The organism is Pedobacter roseus (genome assembly GCF_014395225.1).
In the GTDB taxonomy this organism is placed as follows: Bacteria; Bacteroidota; Bacteroidia; order Sphingobacteriales; family Sphingobacteriaceae; genus Pedobacter; species Pedobacter roseus.
The window spans coordinates 4256316-4274977 of record NZ_CP060723.1; the positions used below are offsets into that span (position 1 = coordinate 4256316).

The window sequence follows — 18662 nt, forward strand, 5'->3', positions numbered from 1 at the left end:
AGTGATGGTCTATTTATGACCATCACTCTACTCAGGTACCTTATTCATAACTAATTCCTAATAACCCGGACTTTGTTTAAGTGTTCCTTTACTCCTGTCTATCTGATCCTGAGGTAAAGGGAAATACTCATCTCTGCTTTCTATACTGATTCCTTTTAAATAGTCGAAATAACCACCTTCAAATGAGAAATAGCTCTCCAGCGTTTGTTTGGCTATGCCCCAGCGCACAAGATCGAAAAAACGATGGCCTTCCATAGCCAATTCTAATCTGCGTTCAAAACGTACAGCATTTCTGGCGTAGGTATCATTTGGAAATGAGGCATACTGACTAACCTTATAAGCTGCAGCTGGCACCCCGTTTATAGATTGAGGTGTTATTTTAGCTGCCCTGGCTCTTACAGCATTCACCAGGGTTAAAGCCCTTGGCAGATCACCTTTTTCTACTGCACACTCTGCAGCCATGAGGTAAACATCACCCAGGCGGATCAGGTTTACATTTAACCCGGTTACATTGGTGGTACCCGGCGCAGATCCACTGGCAATCTGCGCAGCCTCTATTGTATTTTTAACGGCAACAAACGGACCTCCATTTGAAGCATCACGAATCCAAGTATCGCCGGCCATTATACCCCAATCGCGGTAAGGAACACCACGCCTGCCAATAGTCGATTCTATACGCGGATCTAATGGAAGCGTTTTATCTACCACATAATTGTCTTTTGCAGCGCCGGTTAATCCGAAATCTGATTTATAAGGATTGGTACGGTAGCTACCATCCAACAACGGCAAACCAGCTATATCCACTTTAAATGAATTGGCGAGATCAATAGAAGGCTGAAAGAAACCGCAACAATTGATCGGGGTGTTTCCGTAAGGGAAATTCAGGATATCGCCTACGTTTCCATTATCACCACCTGTACCATCCGTACCTACCGAATGTTGAACCGACATAATGGTTTCTGGTCCGTCTTCTTTGGTAATGTCGAAATTATCTGCATAAGGCATGGTGGTTAGATCGGCTTTAGCCAAAATTACCGCATTCAGCAGATCATAAGCTTCTGTATATTTTTTCTGATATAAGAAAACTTTCCCCAAATAAGCCTGTGCAGCATATTTATCAACCCTTCCTTTTTGGTTTTTTGGCTTGGTTGTACTTAGGTTGGCTACAGCAAACTGAAGATCAGTCACAATATTTGGATAAATGTCCTTATCGTTTGGAACAAATGTACCACTAGTGGCTTCGGTAACATAAGGAACCGATTTAAATACCCTTACCAAAAAGAAATAATAATGCGCACGTAATAAACGGGCTTCACCCTGGATTTCTTTAGCGCGGGCATCGTCAAATTTGGCCGAACCATTGCCTGCCTGCAAATTAGCCAATATTTTAAGGGTGTTGTTACAACGTTGAATCCCTTCAAAACACCTGTCCCAAAGATTGGATAAATTATCGTTGGTACTGGTTGGCGAATGTTGTTCAATGGCATTCATAGGAGGCTGATCGCCAACACTACTGCCTTTATGGGCATTATCTGAAGCGACTTCTCCAAACAGCCATTGGCTCGGTGCAGCACCATAATTGCCATAAGTACCATTCACATTACCGTTTAGTAGTCCATAAGCACCTACCAGTAAACCCTCTACCCCATCTTGTGTGGTTAACTGCGATTCTGTAAGCTCGCCCTGAGGTTGCAGGTTCAAAAATTCCTTCTTACAAGAGAATGTAGAAAAAATCAGGAAGGAGAGCAGGATATATTTTATATGTTTCATCTTTGTTTCTTTTAATTAAAATCCAACATTAATACCAATTAAAAACTGACGGGGAGAAGGATAAACACCCTGATCTACCCCTGGAGCAGAGAAAGTATCTGTAATCTGACTCACCTCCGGGTCCATACCAGTATATTTCGTTATTGTGAATAAATTGGTTGCACTTACATATACCCTCAATTTACTGATTGGCGAATTGGCACCAAATGCTTTGGCAGTAGGGATTGAGTAGCCAAGCTGTATATTTTTTAACCTTAAAAAACTTCCGTCCTGAATGTAATAGCTCGAAGAGGCAAACTCCAGGTCTGAAGCGCCGGCATAAGCAGAAGGTGTAAGACTGGTTGGATTTGAAGGACTCCATGCATTTAGCAACCTTGTACTTTTAGCTCCATCAAAAGAAGGGAAATCGGTAAAGTAGCGTGTAGCCTGGAAAATATCATTGCCCTGAACGCCATAAATAAATGCAGCAATATCAAAGTTTTTGTAAGATGCGTTTAAGTTTATCCCAGCGGTAAAATTAGGATTTGGATCTCCGATAATGGTCCGGTCTTTAGGATCGATTACCCCATCGCCGTTAATGTCCTGATAACGCAAACCACCAACCCTGGCACCAGCATACGATGGATTACTCTGAATATCTGCAGTACTTTGGTAAATCCCGGCAGTTTTGTACCCAAAAAATGAACCAAATGGTGCGCCTTCCTGCAATACACTGGTTTGTAAACTTCTGTAGTTGCCATAAATCTGGTTAAAAATACCAGGGGCTAACCTTACAATCTCATTTTTGTTTTTAGAGAAATTCAGTCCAATATCAAACTTAAACGGATTGTTGTCTTTGATGCCATAATGATAAGCGACATTAAACTCGATCCCTTTATTACTCATATCGCCAATATTTACAAATGGTGAGCTGCCCAAACCAACCACACTGGATGGTAAAGGAAGGTTATAAAGCATGTCTGATGTTTTTTTACTGTACCAATCAACCGATCCGTCTACAGCACCACCCAACAGACTAAAATCAAGTCCAATGTTTAACGCTTTTAACGATTCCCACTTTACATCGGCATTTTGATAGGCATTTTGCCAAACCCCGGTAGTTAAACCATTTGCCCCACCAACAGCATAAGCAGAATTGATGATAGAACTTTGGAAACGGTTAATATACTGGTATGGCGGTATCCGCTGATTTCCGGTTTGTCCATAACCTACCCGAAGTTTTAAATCGCTTACCCATTTAATGCTCTTCATAAATTCCTCTTCCGATAATCTCCAGGCCACACTTGCCGCCGGGTAATTACCGTATTTATTGTTTGGACCAAAGTTTGAAGATCCATCACGCCTGAACGTAATACTTGCCAGATAACGGTCGTGGTAAGAATAATCTACCTTTCCAAATAAAGAAAATAGTGAACCAATAGAACCAAAACTAGTATTGCTGATATTGGAAGAACCCGTACTCAGGTAATAATAATCCTGATTGCCCAGAATAAAGAAATCATTTCTGCCCGCATTTAACTGACGGGACCTTGATCTGATTGCTTCTGTACCAACAAGGACGTTTACACGGTGCAACTCATTAAAAACCTTACTGTAGTTTAAAGTATTGCTCCAGGTCCATTCAGTGTTATAACCCTGGTATTCGTTCAGGTTATTGGAGTTGTTCCCTTCAGAAAATTCTAAGTTTGGATAACGCATAGACAGACCGTTAAAGTTTTCGTAACGCAAACCAAAATTGGTTCTCAATACAAGTCCTGGAAGGATATCGCCCTCAGCGAAAACATTTCCGAAGAAGAAATTGCTTTTGTTTTTATTATCCTTGGCACGGTAAAGGAAAGCAAGCGGGTTTTCGGCATTTCCCAACTGACTTCCACGACTACCGGCAAAATTTCCGGAAATATCGTAAACCGGGATAATGGTAGGGATACGGTAAGCCCATCCCAGTGCACTGCCCTGATCCTGATAACTTCCAGGCGTATTGGGGTTAACACCAAAACCATAACCTTCCGAATAACTGTACTGCGCATTTTCGCCAAAACGAACATGTTTATTAAAAGCAGATATACTCGTATTTGACCTCAGATTATACCTTTTAAAACCAGTGTATTTGATCGTTCCTTTCTGATCCAGGTATCCGCCCGAAAAAGTATAGGTTGCATTTTCGCCACCACCTGTAGCACTGATCTGATAATTCTGGATCGGTGCCGATTCGGTAATCTCATCAAACCAATTAGTACCTTCTTTATTTGCCCTTGTAATCTGATAAAATAGATTAGGGTCGCGGCTGTAATTATATTTAGAAGGATCAGCATCTGCAGCGGTAACATCCTGGCCAAGTTTCGAACCTGCTACCAGATAGTCGGGCAATACAGGAGTTGGCCCTGATCCATAATTTTTACCAGCAGCAACTGTTTTACCAGCATTTTTATATCCATCAAATACATATTGAGCATATTGCTGTGGATTCATCATTTCAGGGAAGCTGCCTTTTCGTGGGGCCTGTGTACCATAGTAAGAATCGAGCGTAATTTTTGGTGCTCCGGCCACTCCTTTTTTAGTGGTAATAATTACTACACCATTATTGGCCCGCGATCCGTAAATAGAGGCTGAGGAAGCATCCTTCAATACCTGCATACTTTCGATATCGTTTTGATTAAGCCAGGATAATTTACCCTCGAAAGGAACACCATCAATCACATAAAGTGGTTCATTGTTATTGATAGTACTGATACCCCTGATACGGATCTGCGGTGTAGAACCCGGCGCTCCATCGTTTATAATCTGCACCCCCGTAGCCTTACCCTGTAAAGCTTCTACTGCACTGGCAGCTGGCTGGGCTTTTAACAGGCCCATGCTCACCACGGCCACAGCACCTGTAAGATCCTTTTTACGCTGGCTCGAATAACCGGTTACTACCACTTCTGATAATTTGTTGTTTTCGGCCAATAAAACTACAGTCATATTGGTTTGGGTGCCTACAGTAATTTCTTTTGATCCGTAGCCGATAAATGAAATCACCAATACATCGGCAGGTTTTGCAGCAATAGAAAATGCACCATTAGCATCGGTGGTAGTGCCGCCAGGGCCGTTTTTGATTTTTATGGTTGCCCCGACTATTGGGAGTTTGTCGTCACTCGCGGTAACTTTCCCGGTTACTTTGGTTTGGGCATTTGCCTTGATTGCAAACAGCATACTCAGGCACAAGAGAACATAACTCCTCCTGAAGAAAGATAGTTTTTGTTTCATAGGTTATAATGATAGTTAATGATACTTAGGGTACTGAACTAAAAAAATTGGCAATAGGTAGCACACAACAATTTAATTTGCTGCAATTTTTTTAGTAATAATTTAAGATTGACCTTTTTTTTGCCTTTTTAAATCTGGGGCAAATCAATCAGGGTCGAATGCTCATAAAGGGGATGTACTGTTTTTTTCATATTGTAGTAATTGGTTAGATAGTTGGTTAGAAAATTATATTATTTACTTCATTAATTTATAATACAAAATAAATAAACGTAATAAATACATTTAACATAAAATAAATATACAAAAAAAATAATAACAACAGATACACAAATTTTTATCACAGTTTATCTTTCAATAAATAGCAGTTAAATAATATTGTTTTAATGTAAGGCATTAAAATGCTGATCCAAGCTGTTATGACATGTATTGGTCCTATTTACATTTTCCATATTTAATTTGTATCTTTGCCACTGAAGCAGGAATAAGGGCTTGCCATTCTGAATGGCATATTCTCTCCGCAAGTTAGTCCTTCAATAAATGATCGTTCTAGCTTCTTCGATAAATATTACATAGAAACATACATGTTATTCAAAGAATTAAACCTCATTGAGCCAATTTTAAAGGCCCTTGAGACCGAAGGTTATACACAACCTACACCAATACAGGAGCAATCCATCCCAACAATATTAAAAGGCAAAGATTTATTAGGCTGCGCACAAACTGGCACCGGAAAAACCGCTGCTTTCGCCATTCCGATGTTGCAGTTATTGCACGAAAAACACATCAATACCAAAGCAACCAAAAACATAAAGGCTTTAATTTTAACGCCAACACGCGAGCTTGCCATCCAGATTGAAGAAAGTTTTAAAGCTTATGGCCGTAATTTAAATTTACGCCACCTGGTAATTTTTGGAGGGGTTAACCAGCACTCGCAGGTTGAAGCATTAAGAAAAGGCATTGATATTTTAGTAGCAACGCCTGGCCGTTTATTAGACTTAATGAACCAGGGTTTTATCAGCTTAAACACCATCGAGCTATTTGTATTGGATGAAGCCGACCGTATGCTGGACATGGGCTTTATCCACGATGTGAAAAAAGTGGTAGCTAAATTGCCAACAAAACGACAGACTTTGTTTTTCTCGGCTACAATGCCTGATGAAATCCAGAAATTGGCCAATACCATTTTATCAAGTCCAACAAAAGTAGAGGTTACCCCTATTTCTTCTACTGCCGAAACGATTGTTCAATCGGTTTATTTTGTAGATAAGCCCGATAAAAAGAAATTATTGATCCACCTTTTGGAGGATAAAAAGATTGAAACTGCTTTGGTTTTTACGCGTACCAAACACGGTGCAGACAGGATTGTGAAAGATTTAGCCCATGCAGGCATAAAATCTGCTGCGATTCACGGAAATAAATCGCAAAATGCGCGTCAAAGAGCATTAACAGATTTTAAAGACAGAAAAATTCGTGTTTTAGTAGCGACTGATATTGCTGCACGTGGTATTGATATCGATCAGTTATCACATGTTTTCAATTTCGAATTACCCAATATCCCTGAATCTTATGTACACAGAATTGGCCGTACAGGTCGTGCTGGTGCAAACGGTATCGCCATTTCGTTCTGTGATGCAGAAGAAAACGAATACTTACTGGATATCCAGAAACTGATTAAAATTACGCTTCCCATTGTGGATGATCATCCATACCCGCTAAGCTGGGAAAGCATGTTGGCTAAAAACCAGGTTAAACGCAAACCACAGGCACAATCGAAAGGTGGTGGTGGTGCCAAAAAAAGTGGTGATGGCAACATGAGCGGCAAACCGCGCAACGCCAGCAATAACAGAAGGTTTGGCGGAAACAGGAAAAGAGGAGATAGATAAAAAAGGTAGAAGGTTTAAGGTAGCAAGGCTTAAGGTCTGAAAACCCACCTTAAAATAACTTTCAACAAAAAACCCGATCTGCAAAACGCAAATCGGGTTTTTATATTTCTAGCTCAGGCAAGCGCAAGGTAAACCCTCCACCCTATTACCTTTCGCCTTCTACCTCCCTACACTACTACATTAATAATCTTTCCTTTAACGAAAATGATTTTTTTAGTCGGTTTTCCATCCAAAAATTTCTGGAACTGCTCATCTGCGAATAGAATTGCTTCTACTTCTGGTTGGGCTAAAGTTAAACTCAAGTTCAGGTTCATTTTCATTTTACCGTTGATGGAAACCGGATAAGCAAACTCATCTTCTACCAGATATTCTGGTTTAAATGTTGGGAAAGCCGTATAAGATAAAGTTCCGGCTTCGTTACCCAATTGTACCCAAAGTTCTTCGCAGATATGTGGCGCATAAGGCGAAAGGATAATCACCATATCTTCCAGAATCTGACGGTTTTTACATTTCAGATCAGTTAATTCATTTACCGCAATCATAAAGCTCGAAACTGAAGTATTGAACGAGAAACGCTCGATATCATCCTGTACTTTTTTAATGATTTTATGCAGCGATTTCAGCTCTGCTTTGGTAGGCACGTTATCGTTTACATGAAAAGCCCAGTCTTCATTGTGGAACAAACGCCAGAATTTACGCAAGAACTTAAATACGCCTTCAATACCATTAGTATTCCAGGGTTTACTTTGCTCTAACGGACCTAGAAACATTTCGTACATGCGCAAAGTATCGGCACCATAACGCTCAATCAGATCATCGGGATTAACCACATTGAATTTTGATTTCGACATCTTTTCAACCTCAACACCACAAATGTATTTTCCGCCTTCAAGAATAAATTCTGCATTAGCATATTCTTCTCTCCAGGCTTTAAATTTGGTTAAATCTAAAGTATCGTTTTCAACAATGTTTACATCAACATGTAAGGCTGAAGTTCTATATTCTTTTCTTAAACCAGCAGAAACATAAGTATTGGTAGGTTTTCCGTTCTCGTCGTTAATGCGGTAAACAAAATTACTTCTACCCTGGATCATCCCCTGATTAATCAGTTTTTTGAAAGGCTCTTCCTCTTTGGTATAACCTAAATCTTTCAAAAATTTATTCCAGAAACGGCTGTACAATAAGTGACCGGTTGCATGTTCAGAACCGCCGATGTATAAATCCACATCTTTCCAGTATTCAACCGCCTCTTTTGAAGCAAAATCGTTATTGTTGTTGGCATCCATATAACGGTACCAGTACCAGCTGCTTCCTGCCCAACCCGGCATGGTGCTTAATTCGTAATGACCTCCATCTTTTGGCAACCAGTTTTCGGCCCTGGCCAATGGTGGCTCACCTGTTTCGGTTGGCAAATATTTATCAATTTCAGGAAGCAACAAGGGTAATTCTTCTTCTTTAACCAGATAAGGCAATCCATCCTTAAAATAAACCGGAATTGGCTCGCCCCAATAACGCTGGCGACCAAAAATCGCATCGCGTTGACGGAAATTCACTTTGGCTTTTCCAACTTTTTCTACCTCTAACCAATTATTCAAGAATGCTACAGCTTCTTTATAAGTTAATCCGTTAATAAAACCAGAATTAATGTATTTTCCTTCTTTTGTTGGATCAGCCTGCACATCAATATCTTTTTGTCCGTCCAAAATCTGGATAATCGGTAAATTAAAGTGTGTTGCGAATAACCAATCGCGCTGGTCGCCACTCGGCACGCCCATTACCGCACCTGTTCCGTAACCAGCCAATACATAATCAGCAATCCACAGTTGAACACGTTCACCACTTACCGGATTTATCACATAAGTACCCGTAAAAGCACCTGATACTGTTTTGGTATCGGCCATACGGTCTAATTCCGATTTCTTTTTAGTTAAGGTAATATAATTTGCAATGTCCTCTTTTTGTTCAGGAGTGGTCAATTCAGCAACCCATTCATGTTCCGGAGCCAATACGAGGTAAGAAACACCAAAAATGGTATCTACGCGGGTGGTAAAGACTTCGATTTGTTTATCGTTTCCTTCCACCTGAAATTTAACAGATGCGCCAACACTCTTACCGATCCAGTTGCGTTGCATTTCTTTAATCGGCTCTGGCCAGTCGATGGTATCTAAACCTTGCAGAAGCCTGTCTGAATAAGCGGTAATCCGCATACTCCACTGCATCATTTTCTTTTGCTCAACCGGAAAACCACCACGCTCAGAGAAACCATCTTTTACCTCATCATTCGCCAAAACGGTGCCTAAAGCTGCACACCAGTTTACAGTACTCTCACGCAAATAAGTTAAGCGGTATTTTAACAATTCGATCTGCTTCTCTTCATCTGTAAAAGTTGCCCAGTCGCTTGGCAAAAATTCTTTGGTATCTTCATCAGAAACGGCTTTTACATCAGCCGTACCCGATGCGTTGAATTTTTCGATCAGGGTGGTAATATCTTCTGCCCTGTCGTTTTCGATGTTATACCAGGAATTGAACAACTGCATAAAAATCCACTGTGTCCATTTGTAATAAGATGGCTCACTGGTACGTACTTCCCTGCTCCAGTCGAAAGAAAAACCAATCTGATCTAACTGACGGCGATAAGTTGCAATGTTTGCTTCAGTGGTAATGGCCGGATGTTGTCCGGTCTGTATCGCATATTGCTCTGCTGGTAATCCGAAAGAATCGTACCCCATTGGGTGCAATACATTAAAGCCTTTAAGGCGTTTGTATCTCGAAAAAATATCTGATGCAATGTAACCCAGTGGGTGACCAACGTGTAAACCTGCTCCTGATGGATAAGGAAACATATCTAACACATAGTATTTTGGTTTATCAGAATTGCTTTCGGCTTTAAATGTTTGATGATCTGCCCAGAATTTCTGCCACTTTTGCTCTATTTCTTTGAATTGGTAATCCATTGCAAGTTTTAAATTTTTAAAGGGGCGAAAATACGGAAATTAAGGGGCTTAAAAAAGGAGATTAATGATATTATTTTGCCAACAGAAATACAGAATAAGAAGAAGTTAAGTTTAAAATATCGTCTTTTTGCGGAGTCAGATATTACCATCTAACTGATTAAATATTTTTTCAAATATTTTTTTAAAGAAAAATTATTCAGCGTTACGTCATTCCCGCGCAGGCGGGAATCTTAATGCATATATAGGGCATTACGATCCCCAATCGAGTTGGGGATGACGATCTATACATATTTGATATAAAAAAATGCGCCATTGATCTAAAACCAATGGCGCAGGCAAATAATCGGGATTAAAATCTTATCTTGTTAAGTAATATACTTTAGTAACGTTTGTTTTATCAATTTTAGCAGTAAATTCCAATTTATTCGCAGAAATACTGTTTATTTTGCAATAATTTAAACCATCATTAATACTCATAGTGAATTGATCCGAATAAATGATCGAATATTCACCAATTGTCCTATTTCCAGACAAACTTAGTTCAACCTGATCATCATTATTTGATTTGTAATCAATATAATCACTTGTTGTACCATAATTAACAGTTCCATTAACCTTTTTTGGATCTTTTAATGTCTCTTCAGCAGTATAACCTGAAGTTACAATCTTATTTAGCGTCCATTTTCCCATCATTTGAGCTTTTAAAGAAGTTTCATCTTTTTTGCAGGAAATAATGGTTGAGGTGAAGAGCATTAACAGACTTAGGATGGTAATTTGTCTTTTCATAGTAAATTTTGTTTTAAGAATATCTAATTAACGCCCTTTTAACAAATTTCGTACCGTATTTGGCGAAAAAGTAAAATCTCACCAAAGAATCTGATCCTCAAACTAAAAGCTAATCCTATCCGTTAATATTCATTTAGCGATCATTAATTGGTGTTTATCAGGTATAATTTATATTTTCGCAGAAACAAAAATGAAATACATGGAAGAATTCGAAGTAAGTGATGCATCTAAGAAAACCAAAACCGTTTATATCTCTACTATAATTAGTATTGCATTGGTTTTATTAATGCTCGGGTTACTTGGTTTGGTACTTGTACATGCCAAAAACCTGTCTAACTACGTTAAAGAAAACATTGTTTTAAACATTATTGTTGATGAAGGTGCAAAAGAAGCTGATGTACTGGCTTTCCAGAAAGAGTTAAATACAAACCCTGCTGTAAAGCAGACGCAATATGTAAACAAAGAGCTTGCCGCCAGAAATTTAACCCAGGATTTAGGTGAAGATTTTGTTAACTTCTTAGGTTACAACCCGCTAACTTCTACCTTCGATGTGTACTTAAAAGCAGAATATGCGAACAATAAAAGCATCGATGCACTAAAAGCGAGTATTTCTAAAAACCCTGTGGTTAAAGAAGTAGTTTACCAAAGTTCTTTAATTGATATGGTAAACAAGAACATCAATACCATCGGGTTGATTATTTTTGCTTTTGCAGTACTACTTTTAATCATCTCTATTGCACTGATTAACAACACCATACGATTAGCCATTTATTCGCAGCGCTTTTTAATTAAAAGTATGCAGCTGGTTGGTGCAACGAAAAATTTTATCCGACGTCCTTTCTTACTGTACGCTGCTTTGCACGGCTTAATTGCTGCGTTTATTGCCATCATTATTTTATTGGCAACATTGATTTATGCCCGCAAAGAAGTACCGGAAATTATTATTTTAAATAACTACCAGGAATTTGGCTTTGTATTTATCGGCCTTTTAATTGTTGGTATTTTTATAACAGGAATTAGTACATGGTTTGCAGTAAGCAGGTATTTACGTTTAAAATCTTATCATCTTTATAGATAATGGCAGAAAAAAAAACAAGTCCGGTTGTTAAGGACGTTAAAAGCGAATTGGTTTTTACCAAAAAAAACTACCAGTTATTATTAATCAGCATTGCAATTGTTGCATTTGGTTTTATCCTGATGATGGGCACCACTGGTGACATATACGACTTCAGAAGAACTTTATTGGCTCCGATAGTGGTTTTGGCAGGTTTTGCTTTTGGTATTTATGCTATCTTAAAAAAATAAATGTTTTGTATTCAGTAAAGTGTTTTTTAACTTTATAATATGACAACAACAAATTTGCAGATTGAAATTAATTCGCTTCCCCTAAACCTTAGGCAGGAAGTTGCGGATTTTGTTGAATTCTTAAAAACAAAACACAAGAACAAGCCGAAATTAAAATCACGTGAATTTGGGTATGCAAAAGGTAAGATCAAACTAGCAGATGATTTTGATGAGCCTTTAGAAATGTTTGCTGATTACATTTAATGGCCTACTTATTAGACACGCATACCTTTTTATGGTTTGTATCAGGTGATGATCAATTGCCAGTTTCAGTAAAAAAAAGGCTATCTGATATTAATATATCCTGCTTCTTAAGCATTGATTCTTTTTGGGAAATTGCCATTAAAAAACAGATTGGAAAGCTCGATTTAAAAATTGGTTTTGAAGAGCTTTTTAGATTTGCAGAAAGAAACCAAATTGAGATTGTCTCCATTAATGAAACCCATCTTACATTACTAAACCTCGAATTCATTAATAATGATCCTTTTGATCGGATTATTGTATCGCAAGCCATTTCAGAAGATTTGGTCTTGATTTCAAGAGACAAAAAATTAAAAAACTATAAAGTAAAATTACAGTGGGAATAACCCATTAACTAAACAATATGAACGCTTTTGAAGCCATTGTCCTTGCAGTTGTTGAAGGATTAACTGAATTTTTGCCGGTATCGAGCACTGGCCACATGATTATTGCATCATCATTGATGGGCATTGCATCAGAACCATTTGTAAAACTTTTCACCATTGTAATCCAACTTGGCGCGATACTTTCTGTAGTGGTACTCTATTTTAAAAGATTCTTCAAGTCAATAAATTTCTACATTAAATTGCTCGTTGCCTTTATTCCTGCGGCTGTATTTGGCCTGTTATTGAGCAAAAAAATCGACGAATTATTGGAAAGCCCAATGGCCGTTGGCATTTCGTTGCTTGTTGGCGGTGTAATCTTATTATTTGTTGATAAATGGTTTAATAAACCAACCGTACTCGAAGAAGAAAAGGTAACTTATTTAACCGCTTTAAAAATCGGATTTTTTCAATGCATCGCCATGTTACCAGGTGTATCTCGTTCAGGGGCAACTATTGTAGGTGGTATGAGTCAGAAATTAAGCCGAAAAGTTGCTGCTGAGTTTTCATTTTTCCTTGCTGTACCGACTATGTTTGCTGCAACGGCGAAAAAGTTGTACGATTTTTACAAAGAAGGGCATACCATTACCCATGATCAAACCAATCTTCTAATTATCGGTAACGTTATTGCTTTTGTGGTAGCACTCCTGGCTATTAAAAGTTTTATCGGATACCTGAACAAACATGGTTTCAAAGTTTTTGGCTGGTACAGAATTGCTGCAGGTTTAATCATTATCATCCTGTTATTAAGCGGACATAACTTACAGATCATATAATCCGTAAAATATTAACCACAGATTTATATTGATGATTTTTATCTGTGTGCATCCTTTTTATCTGTGGTTAAAAAAATTAAGTAAACCACATTGAATGCGTATCTTTGCGCAAAAAAGATTTGTGAGTACCGAAAATTCAAAATTTAAAGATTTCAATTTTGCTGAAGGCGAATTGCTTTTAATCAACAAACCATACAAATGGACCTCATTTGATGTGGTTGGCAAAATCCGTAACTCTTTAAAACCGCTAAAATTAAAGGTTGGTCATGCCGGCACTTTAGATCCCCTTGCAACAGGCCTGTTAATCATCTGTACCGGCAAGTTAACCAAGCAAATAGACACCTTCCAGGCTGAGGAGAAAGAATACACCGGAACGATGGTTCTGGGCGCTTCTACCCCATCTTTCGATATGGAAACTGAGGTATACGAAACTTTCGATATTAGCAACATTACCGAGGAAGAAATTTATGCTGCCTGCAAACCTTTTATTGGTGATATCGAGCAATATCCACCAGCGCACTCTGCTGTAAAGGTAAACGGAGAGCGTTTATATGTAAAAGCACGCTTAGGCGAAGAGGTTGAATTGCGTAAACGCTTTGTAAATGTTCCTGAATTTGAAATCACCAGGATCGAACTTCCAGAAATCGATTTCAGGATTGTATGCAGTAAAGGTACTTACATCCGTTCGCTGGTATCCGATTTTGGCAAGGCTTTAAACAATGGCGCTTATCTATCTAAACTTACCCGTACCCGTAGCGGAAACTTTTTACTTAAAGATGCGTTTGAGGTATTAGAACTTGTTAATTATATTCGTAGCAAGAAAGAAGAAGCCAAAACTGAAGCAGAAGCATGAACCACATCAAAAACAGGCACACCAGGTTTATAAAAGAAATTCTTTTAATTATTGCGGGTGTAACTTCGGCGTGTTTTGGCCTAAAAAGCTTTTTAATGCCGAGCCATTTTATAGACGGTGGCGTTACTGGTATTTCATTGTTGTTAAGCACATTAACAGGATGGAATTTATCATACCTGATTGCCATCATTAACATCCCGTTCGTTATTTTAGGTTACCGGCAGATTGGCAAAGGTTTTGCACTTAAAACAGCCATTGCTATTGCAGCACTTTCTATAGCCTTGATTGTTCTGCCTTTCCAGCCCATTACGCATGATAAATTGCTTATCGCTTTTTTTGGTGGTTTATTTTTAGGTGGAGGAATCGGTTTGGCCATGCGTGGCGGCTGTGTAATTGATGGAACAGAGGTTTTAGCACTTTACATCAGTAAAAACAGCATTTTAACCGTTGGAAACATCATCCTGATTTTAAACATCATTATTTTTGCTTTCGCAGCCTATTTTCTCAATATCGAGACGGCATTATATGCTATTTTAACTTATTTATCAGCATCCAGCACTATTGATTTTATAGTGAATGGAATAGAACAATATACCGGTGTAACCATCATTTCAGAACACCAGGAAGCCATTAAAGGCTTCATCATCAACGAAATGAAACGTGGTGTTACCATTTATAAAGGTGAGGGCGGTTACGGGGAAAAGAAAGATATTGATATTATTTTCACCGTAGTTACCAAGCTGGAAATGAGCAAATTGCAAACCGCTATCCGACAGATTGATCAGGATGCTTTTGTAATACAGCAACAAATTGCCGATTTAAAAGGCGGGGTAGTAAAACGCCACGCTTTACATTAATTTCTTATCCCATTGAAGATATACAATAACCTTTCGGAATTTAAAAAATTAGATAATGCCATTGTTACCATTGGCACTTTTGACGGTGTACATTTCGGACATCAAAAAATTATTAAACAACTGGTAGAAAAGGCAAAAGCCGATAATGGAGAAAGTGTGATTTTAACTTTTTTCCCCCATCCAAGAATGATCATCGATCCTGAAAACCAGGATCTGAAGATGATCAATACCATCAATGAAAAAGCTGAAATTTTAAAAAGTTTAGGAGTAGATCATTTAATTATTACGCCTTTTACCCGCGATTTCTCCAATCAGCTGCCAGAAGATTATATCAAAAATACGCTGGTTGATAATATTGGAACTAAACACATCATTATTGGTTACGATCACCGTTTTGGGAAAGACCGTTCGGGTAATTTGAGTGATTTAAAAGCTGCCGGCTTACATTTTGGCTTTACTGTTGAGGAAATTATGGAGCAGGATATCCATGATGTTGCTGTAAGCTCTACTAAAATCCGTCAGGCGCTTTTAGCCGGCGATGTTGGTTTGGCCAACGATTATCTGGGTTATCCGTTTTCCATTTTCGGCAGGGTAATTAAGGGCGACAAAATCGGCAGAACAATTGGCTTCCCTACAGCAAATATCTTCGTCGAAGAAACCTACAAATTGATTCCAGGTGATGGCATTTACGCCGTAACAGTTGAGATGAGTCCAGAATTTAAGGAGGATTTGCAATCGACAAGTGGACTTCCGACTTCGGACTCCGGACTTCGGACTTACAAAGGTATGGCCTATATCGGGCAGCGTCCAACCATTAACGGGATGACCAGGAATATCGAAGTGAACATTTTTGATTTTAACCAGGAAATTTATGGACAGGACATCAAGATGAATTTTTTAAAGTTCCTCCGCCATGATGTAAAATTTACCGGATTAGAAGCTTTAACCATTCAGTTACAAAAAGATAAAGAAGCTACTTTAGCTTATTTTAAGGGGTAGATTTAATTCACTGCTGTCATTCTGAACGTAGTGAAGAATCCCAAACCGACAAAACACAGAACCCAAATTGCGATAATAATCAGCTGGTAAACAATTGAAAATTGTATATAATTTTCAGCCCAAAGATTTTTCATTGCATTCAGAATAACAGTTTTTCCTTTCAAAAAAGCCTTATTTTCGTTATATTAGCGGCAATGAGGCTTTTTTACATCATCTTCTTTCTTTCTATCTCTATAAATTTTGCGGCCATCGCATCGCAGGAAAAAAGAAATGATGCAGCATTAAAAAACACTAAAATCAGTTTATTTACCTGTAAAAAAAACATCAGGATCAATCTTGGTTTTAATCAGGATAATGAAAGTTTACAAAAGGATTTTATTAACAGTTCTATTGTAAAAATAGCTTCAAGTGCCTGTATCCTCCTGTCTTTTTTGCTGTTCCTTTTTTTAAAGAATAAACCTGTTAGCAACCAATTTGTAATCAAGAGATTAAAATATAATTATTGGTGCCTGTTTCAGATGCTCTATCCAAAACATTTTTTTTGGTAAGTAATTTCATTTTATTGAAATTTTAATACATGTCGGGCAAATAAAATGTCCGGAAATAGATTATTTAACATCATTACCCATTTTTATAGATGCATTTACCTGATTTAATTGCCGATTTAGGCTTAATCCTTGCCGCAGCAGGAATAACCACACTCATATTTAAAAGAATTAAGCAACCTCTCGTTTTGGGCTATATATTGGCCGGCTTATTGGTTGGTTCTCACTTGGATTTTTTTCCCTCTGTTACCGATACCAAAAGCATTAACATCTGGGGCGAAATCGGTGTTATTTTCCTTTTGTTCAGCTTAGGCTTAGAATTCAGTTTTAAAAAGCTGGTTAAGGTGGGTGGCTCTGCCTCCATTACAGCAATTGTAAAAGTTTTATTTATCATCCTGGCCGGGTATCTCGTGGGGAAAGCTATGGGCTGGAAAGATATGGACAGTTTATTTTTAGGGGGATCTTATCCATTTCGTCAACCATGATCACCATTAAGGCTTTCGAAGAACTGGGTTTAAAACATAAAAAATTTGCTGGCCTGGTGTTCGGTGTCTTGATTGTTGAAGATTTAGTTGCTATCCTCTTATTGGTACTGTTCTCTACCCTGGCGGTTAGTCAGCAATCAGCCGGTACAGAAATGTTATATTCCATTTTAAAGCTGGCCTTTTTCCTTGTACTATGGTTTTTGGGCGGAATATTCGTAGTTCCTTCTTTTCTTAAAGCCACCAAGAAATTAATGAATGATGAGACCATGTTGGTAGTATCATTGGCTTTATGTTTGGTAATGGTTTTACTAGCTGATAAAGTTGGCTTCTCTCCTGCCCTTGGTGCATTTATTATGGGCTCCATTTTAGCCGAAACTACTCAGGCCGAGCGGATAGAACATTTAACCAAATCAGTAAAGGATTTATTTGCAGCGGTATTTTTTGTTTCAGTTGGGATGCTCATCGATCCCTCCATGCTGGTTAAATATGCAGTCCCAATTTTAGTGGCTATTACTGTGATTATTTTTGGCAAAATCATCTTTACCATATTAGGTGCATTATTATCTGGTCAGCCGCTTAAAACCTCGGTACAATCGGGTATGAGTTTGGCGCAGATTGGGGAGTTCTCCTTCATCATTGCCTCGTTGGGCTTAACCCTTAAAGTAACCAGCGACTTCTTATACCCTATCGCAGTGGCTGCAGCGGCCATCACAACCTTTACCACTCCTTACCTGATCAAACTATCAGAGCCTTTTTATCAGTACTTAAACCGCGTTTTACCAAAAAAATGGCTGGATGGAATTGAGCGCTACAGTTCGAGTACTGAAGGAATTACCACTTTAAGCGATTGGAAGGTTTTATTGCGGTCGTACATCTTTAACACCATTATTCATTCAGTAATTATCATCGCGATTATATTTTTAGCTTACCGGTACGTGCAGCCCTTTATTGTGAGCAATATTGCCAATAGCTTAACTTCTATTATCATCAGCGTGGTGGTATCGTTTATACTGATGTCGCCATTTTTATGGGCATTATCAATCCGCAGGATTCAAAGGACAGCTTATTCTCACCTTTGGTTAAACAAAAAATATACCCGTGGACCATTGATTGCGATTGAATTTTTCAGGGTTGCATTGGGGATTTTCTTTGTGGGCTTTTTGATGTACGAGTTTTTTGATACCTGGGTGGCAGCAATGATTGCACTTGGATTAATCATTCTGGGCATGGTAATTTTTTCCAGAAAACTTCAATCGTTTTACGATAAACTGGAAAGACGTTTTATGTTAAACTTAAATGCACGTGAAAACCAAAAACCTGATATTTTGCCTTGGGATACCCACTTAACGGAACTTACTGTTTCTCCCGAATCGGAAGTAGTTGGAAAAACATTAACTGAATTGATGATCAGGGAAAAATATGGCGTAAACATCGCGTTAATTGAACGGGGAAGGAATAATATACCAACGCCTGGAAGAGACGAAAGGCTTTATCCTAACGATAAATTACTGGTGATTGGTGCAGATGATCAATTGGCAGCT

14 protein-coding genes and 1 pseudogene are annotated in these 18662 nt (G+C 38.4%); 11 read left to right on the forward strand and 4 right to left on the reverse strand.

Features of this window, described 5'->3' with window-relative positions; translation table 11 throughout:
- Positions 1 to 57 precede the first annotated feature (57 nt).
- Together H9L23_RS17410 and H9L23_RS17415 are read right to left on the reverse strand one after the other, a co-directional pair.
- Positions 58 to 1770, reverse strand: coding sequence for a RagB/SusD family nutrient uptake outer membrane protein (locus tag H9L23_RS17410; protein ID WP_187591581.1), 1713 nt, complete (start codon positions 1768 to 1770; stop codon positions 58 to 60).
- A gap of 15 nt (positions 1771 to 1785) precedes the next feature.
- Positions 1786 to 5016 (reverse strand): SusC/RagA family TonB-linked outer membrane protein, encoded by a 3231-nt coding sequence (locus tag H9L23_RS17415; protein ID WP_187591582.1) that lies wholly within the window; start codon positions 5014 to 5016, stop codon positions 1786 to 1788.
- 581 nt (positions 5017 to 5597) lie between these two features.
- On the opposite strand from H9L23_RS17415, the gene H9L23_RS17420 reads away from it, so the two are divergent.
- Positions 5598 to 6899, forward strand: a complete 1302-nt coding sequence (locus H9L23_RS17420) for a DEAD/DEAH box helicase (protein ID WP_187591583.1) — start codon at positions 5598 to 5600, stop codon at positions 6897 to 6899.
- Positions 6900 to 7066: 167 nt separating this feature from the next.
- On the opposite strand, the gene leuS is transcribed toward H9L23_RS17420, so the two are convergent.
- Together leuS and H9L23_RS17430 are read right to left on the reverse strand one after the other, a co-directional pair.
- Positions 7067 to 9853: a leucine--tRNA ligase gene (gene leuS / locus H9L23_RS17425; protein ID WP_187591585.1), complete on the reverse strand. Its 2787-nt coding sequence runs from the start codon at positions 9851 to 9853 to the stop codon at positions 7067 to 7069.
- 357 nt (positions 9854 to 10210) lie between these two features.
- A complete protein-coding gene (locus tag H9L23_RS17430; protein WP_187591586.1) occupies positions 10211 to 10639 on the reverse strand; it encodes a hypothetical protein in 429 nt (142 codons plus the stop codon).
- A gap of 199 nt (positions 10640 to 10838) precedes the next feature.
- On the opposite strand from H9L23_RS17430, the gene H9L23_RS17435 reads away from it, so the two are divergent.
- From H9L23_RS17435 to H9L23_RS17480, 10 genes and pseudogenes are all read left to right on the forward strand, one after another.
- Positions 10839 to 11717, forward strand: coding sequence for a cell division protein FtsX (locus H9L23_RS17435; protein WP_025145075.1), 879 nt, complete (start codon positions 10839 to 10841; stop codon positions 11715 to 11717).
- Positions 11717 to 11944, forward strand: coding sequence for a DUF3098 domain-containing protein (locus H9L23_RS17440; RefSeq protein WP_025145076.1), 228 nt, complete (start codon positions 11717 to 11719; stop codon positions 11942 to 11944). Before H9L23_RS17435 ends, H9L23_RS17440 begins: the two co-directional genes overlap by 1 nt.
- Before the next feature lie 39 nt (positions 11945 to 11983).
- Positions 11984 to 12187 carry a type II toxin-antitoxin system VapB family antitoxin gene (gene vapB, locus H9L23_RS17445; protein WP_025145077.1) on the forward strand — a complete coding sequence of 68 codons (204 nt, stop codon included), beginning with the start codon at positions 11984 to 11986 and terminating at the stop codon, positions 12185 to 12187.
- On the forward strand, positions 12187 to 12570 hold the full coding sequence (locus H9L23_RS17450) for a type II toxin-antitoxin system VapC family toxin (protein ID WP_187591587.1): 384 nt from the start codon (positions 12187 to 12189) through the stop codon (positions 12568 to 12570). The genes vapB and H9L23_RS17450 overlap by 1 nt, the downstream gene beginning before the upstream one ends.
- A 17-nt stretch (positions 12571 to 12587) precedes the next feature.
- A complete protein-coding gene (locus H9L23_RS17455) occupies positions 12588 to 13382 on the forward strand; it encodes an undecaprenyl-diphosphate phosphatase (protein WP_025145079.1) in 795 nt (264 codons plus the stop codon).
- A 94-nt stretch (positions 13383 to 13476) separates the two neighbouring features.
- Positions 13477 to 14235: a tRNA pseudouridine(55) synthase TruB gene (gene truB, locus H9L23_RS17460; protein WP_246474722.1), complete on the forward strand. Its 759-nt coding sequence runs from the start codon at positions 13477 to 13479 to the stop codon at positions 14233 to 14235.
- Entirely contained in the window at positions 14232 to 15092 is an 861-nt protein-coding gene (locus H9L23_RS17465) for a YitT family protein (protein ID WP_187591588.1), read from the forward strand. Before truB ends, H9L23_RS17465 begins: the two co-directional genes overlap by 4 nt.
- 12 nt (positions 15093 to 15104) lie before the next feature.
- Positions 15105 to 16091 (forward strand): bifunctional riboflavin kinase/FAD synthetase, encoded by a 987-nt coding sequence (locus tag H9L23_RS17470; protein ID WP_187591589.1) that lies wholly within the window; start codon positions 15105 to 15107, stop codon positions 16089 to 16091.
- 194 nt (positions 16092 to 16285) lie between these two features.
- Positions 16286 to 16639: a hypothetical protein gene (locus tag H9L23_RS17475; RefSeq protein ID WP_187591590.1), complete on the forward strand. Its 354-nt coding sequence runs from the start codon at positions 16286 to 16288 to the stop codon at positions 16637 to 16639.
- Between the two features lie 89 nt (positions 16640 to 16728).
- A pseudogene (locus tag H9L23_RS17480) lies at positions 16729 to 18617 on the forward strand (cation:proton antiporter domain-containing protein); the annotation flags it as partial.
- Positions 18618 to 18662 lie beyond the last annotated feature (45 nt).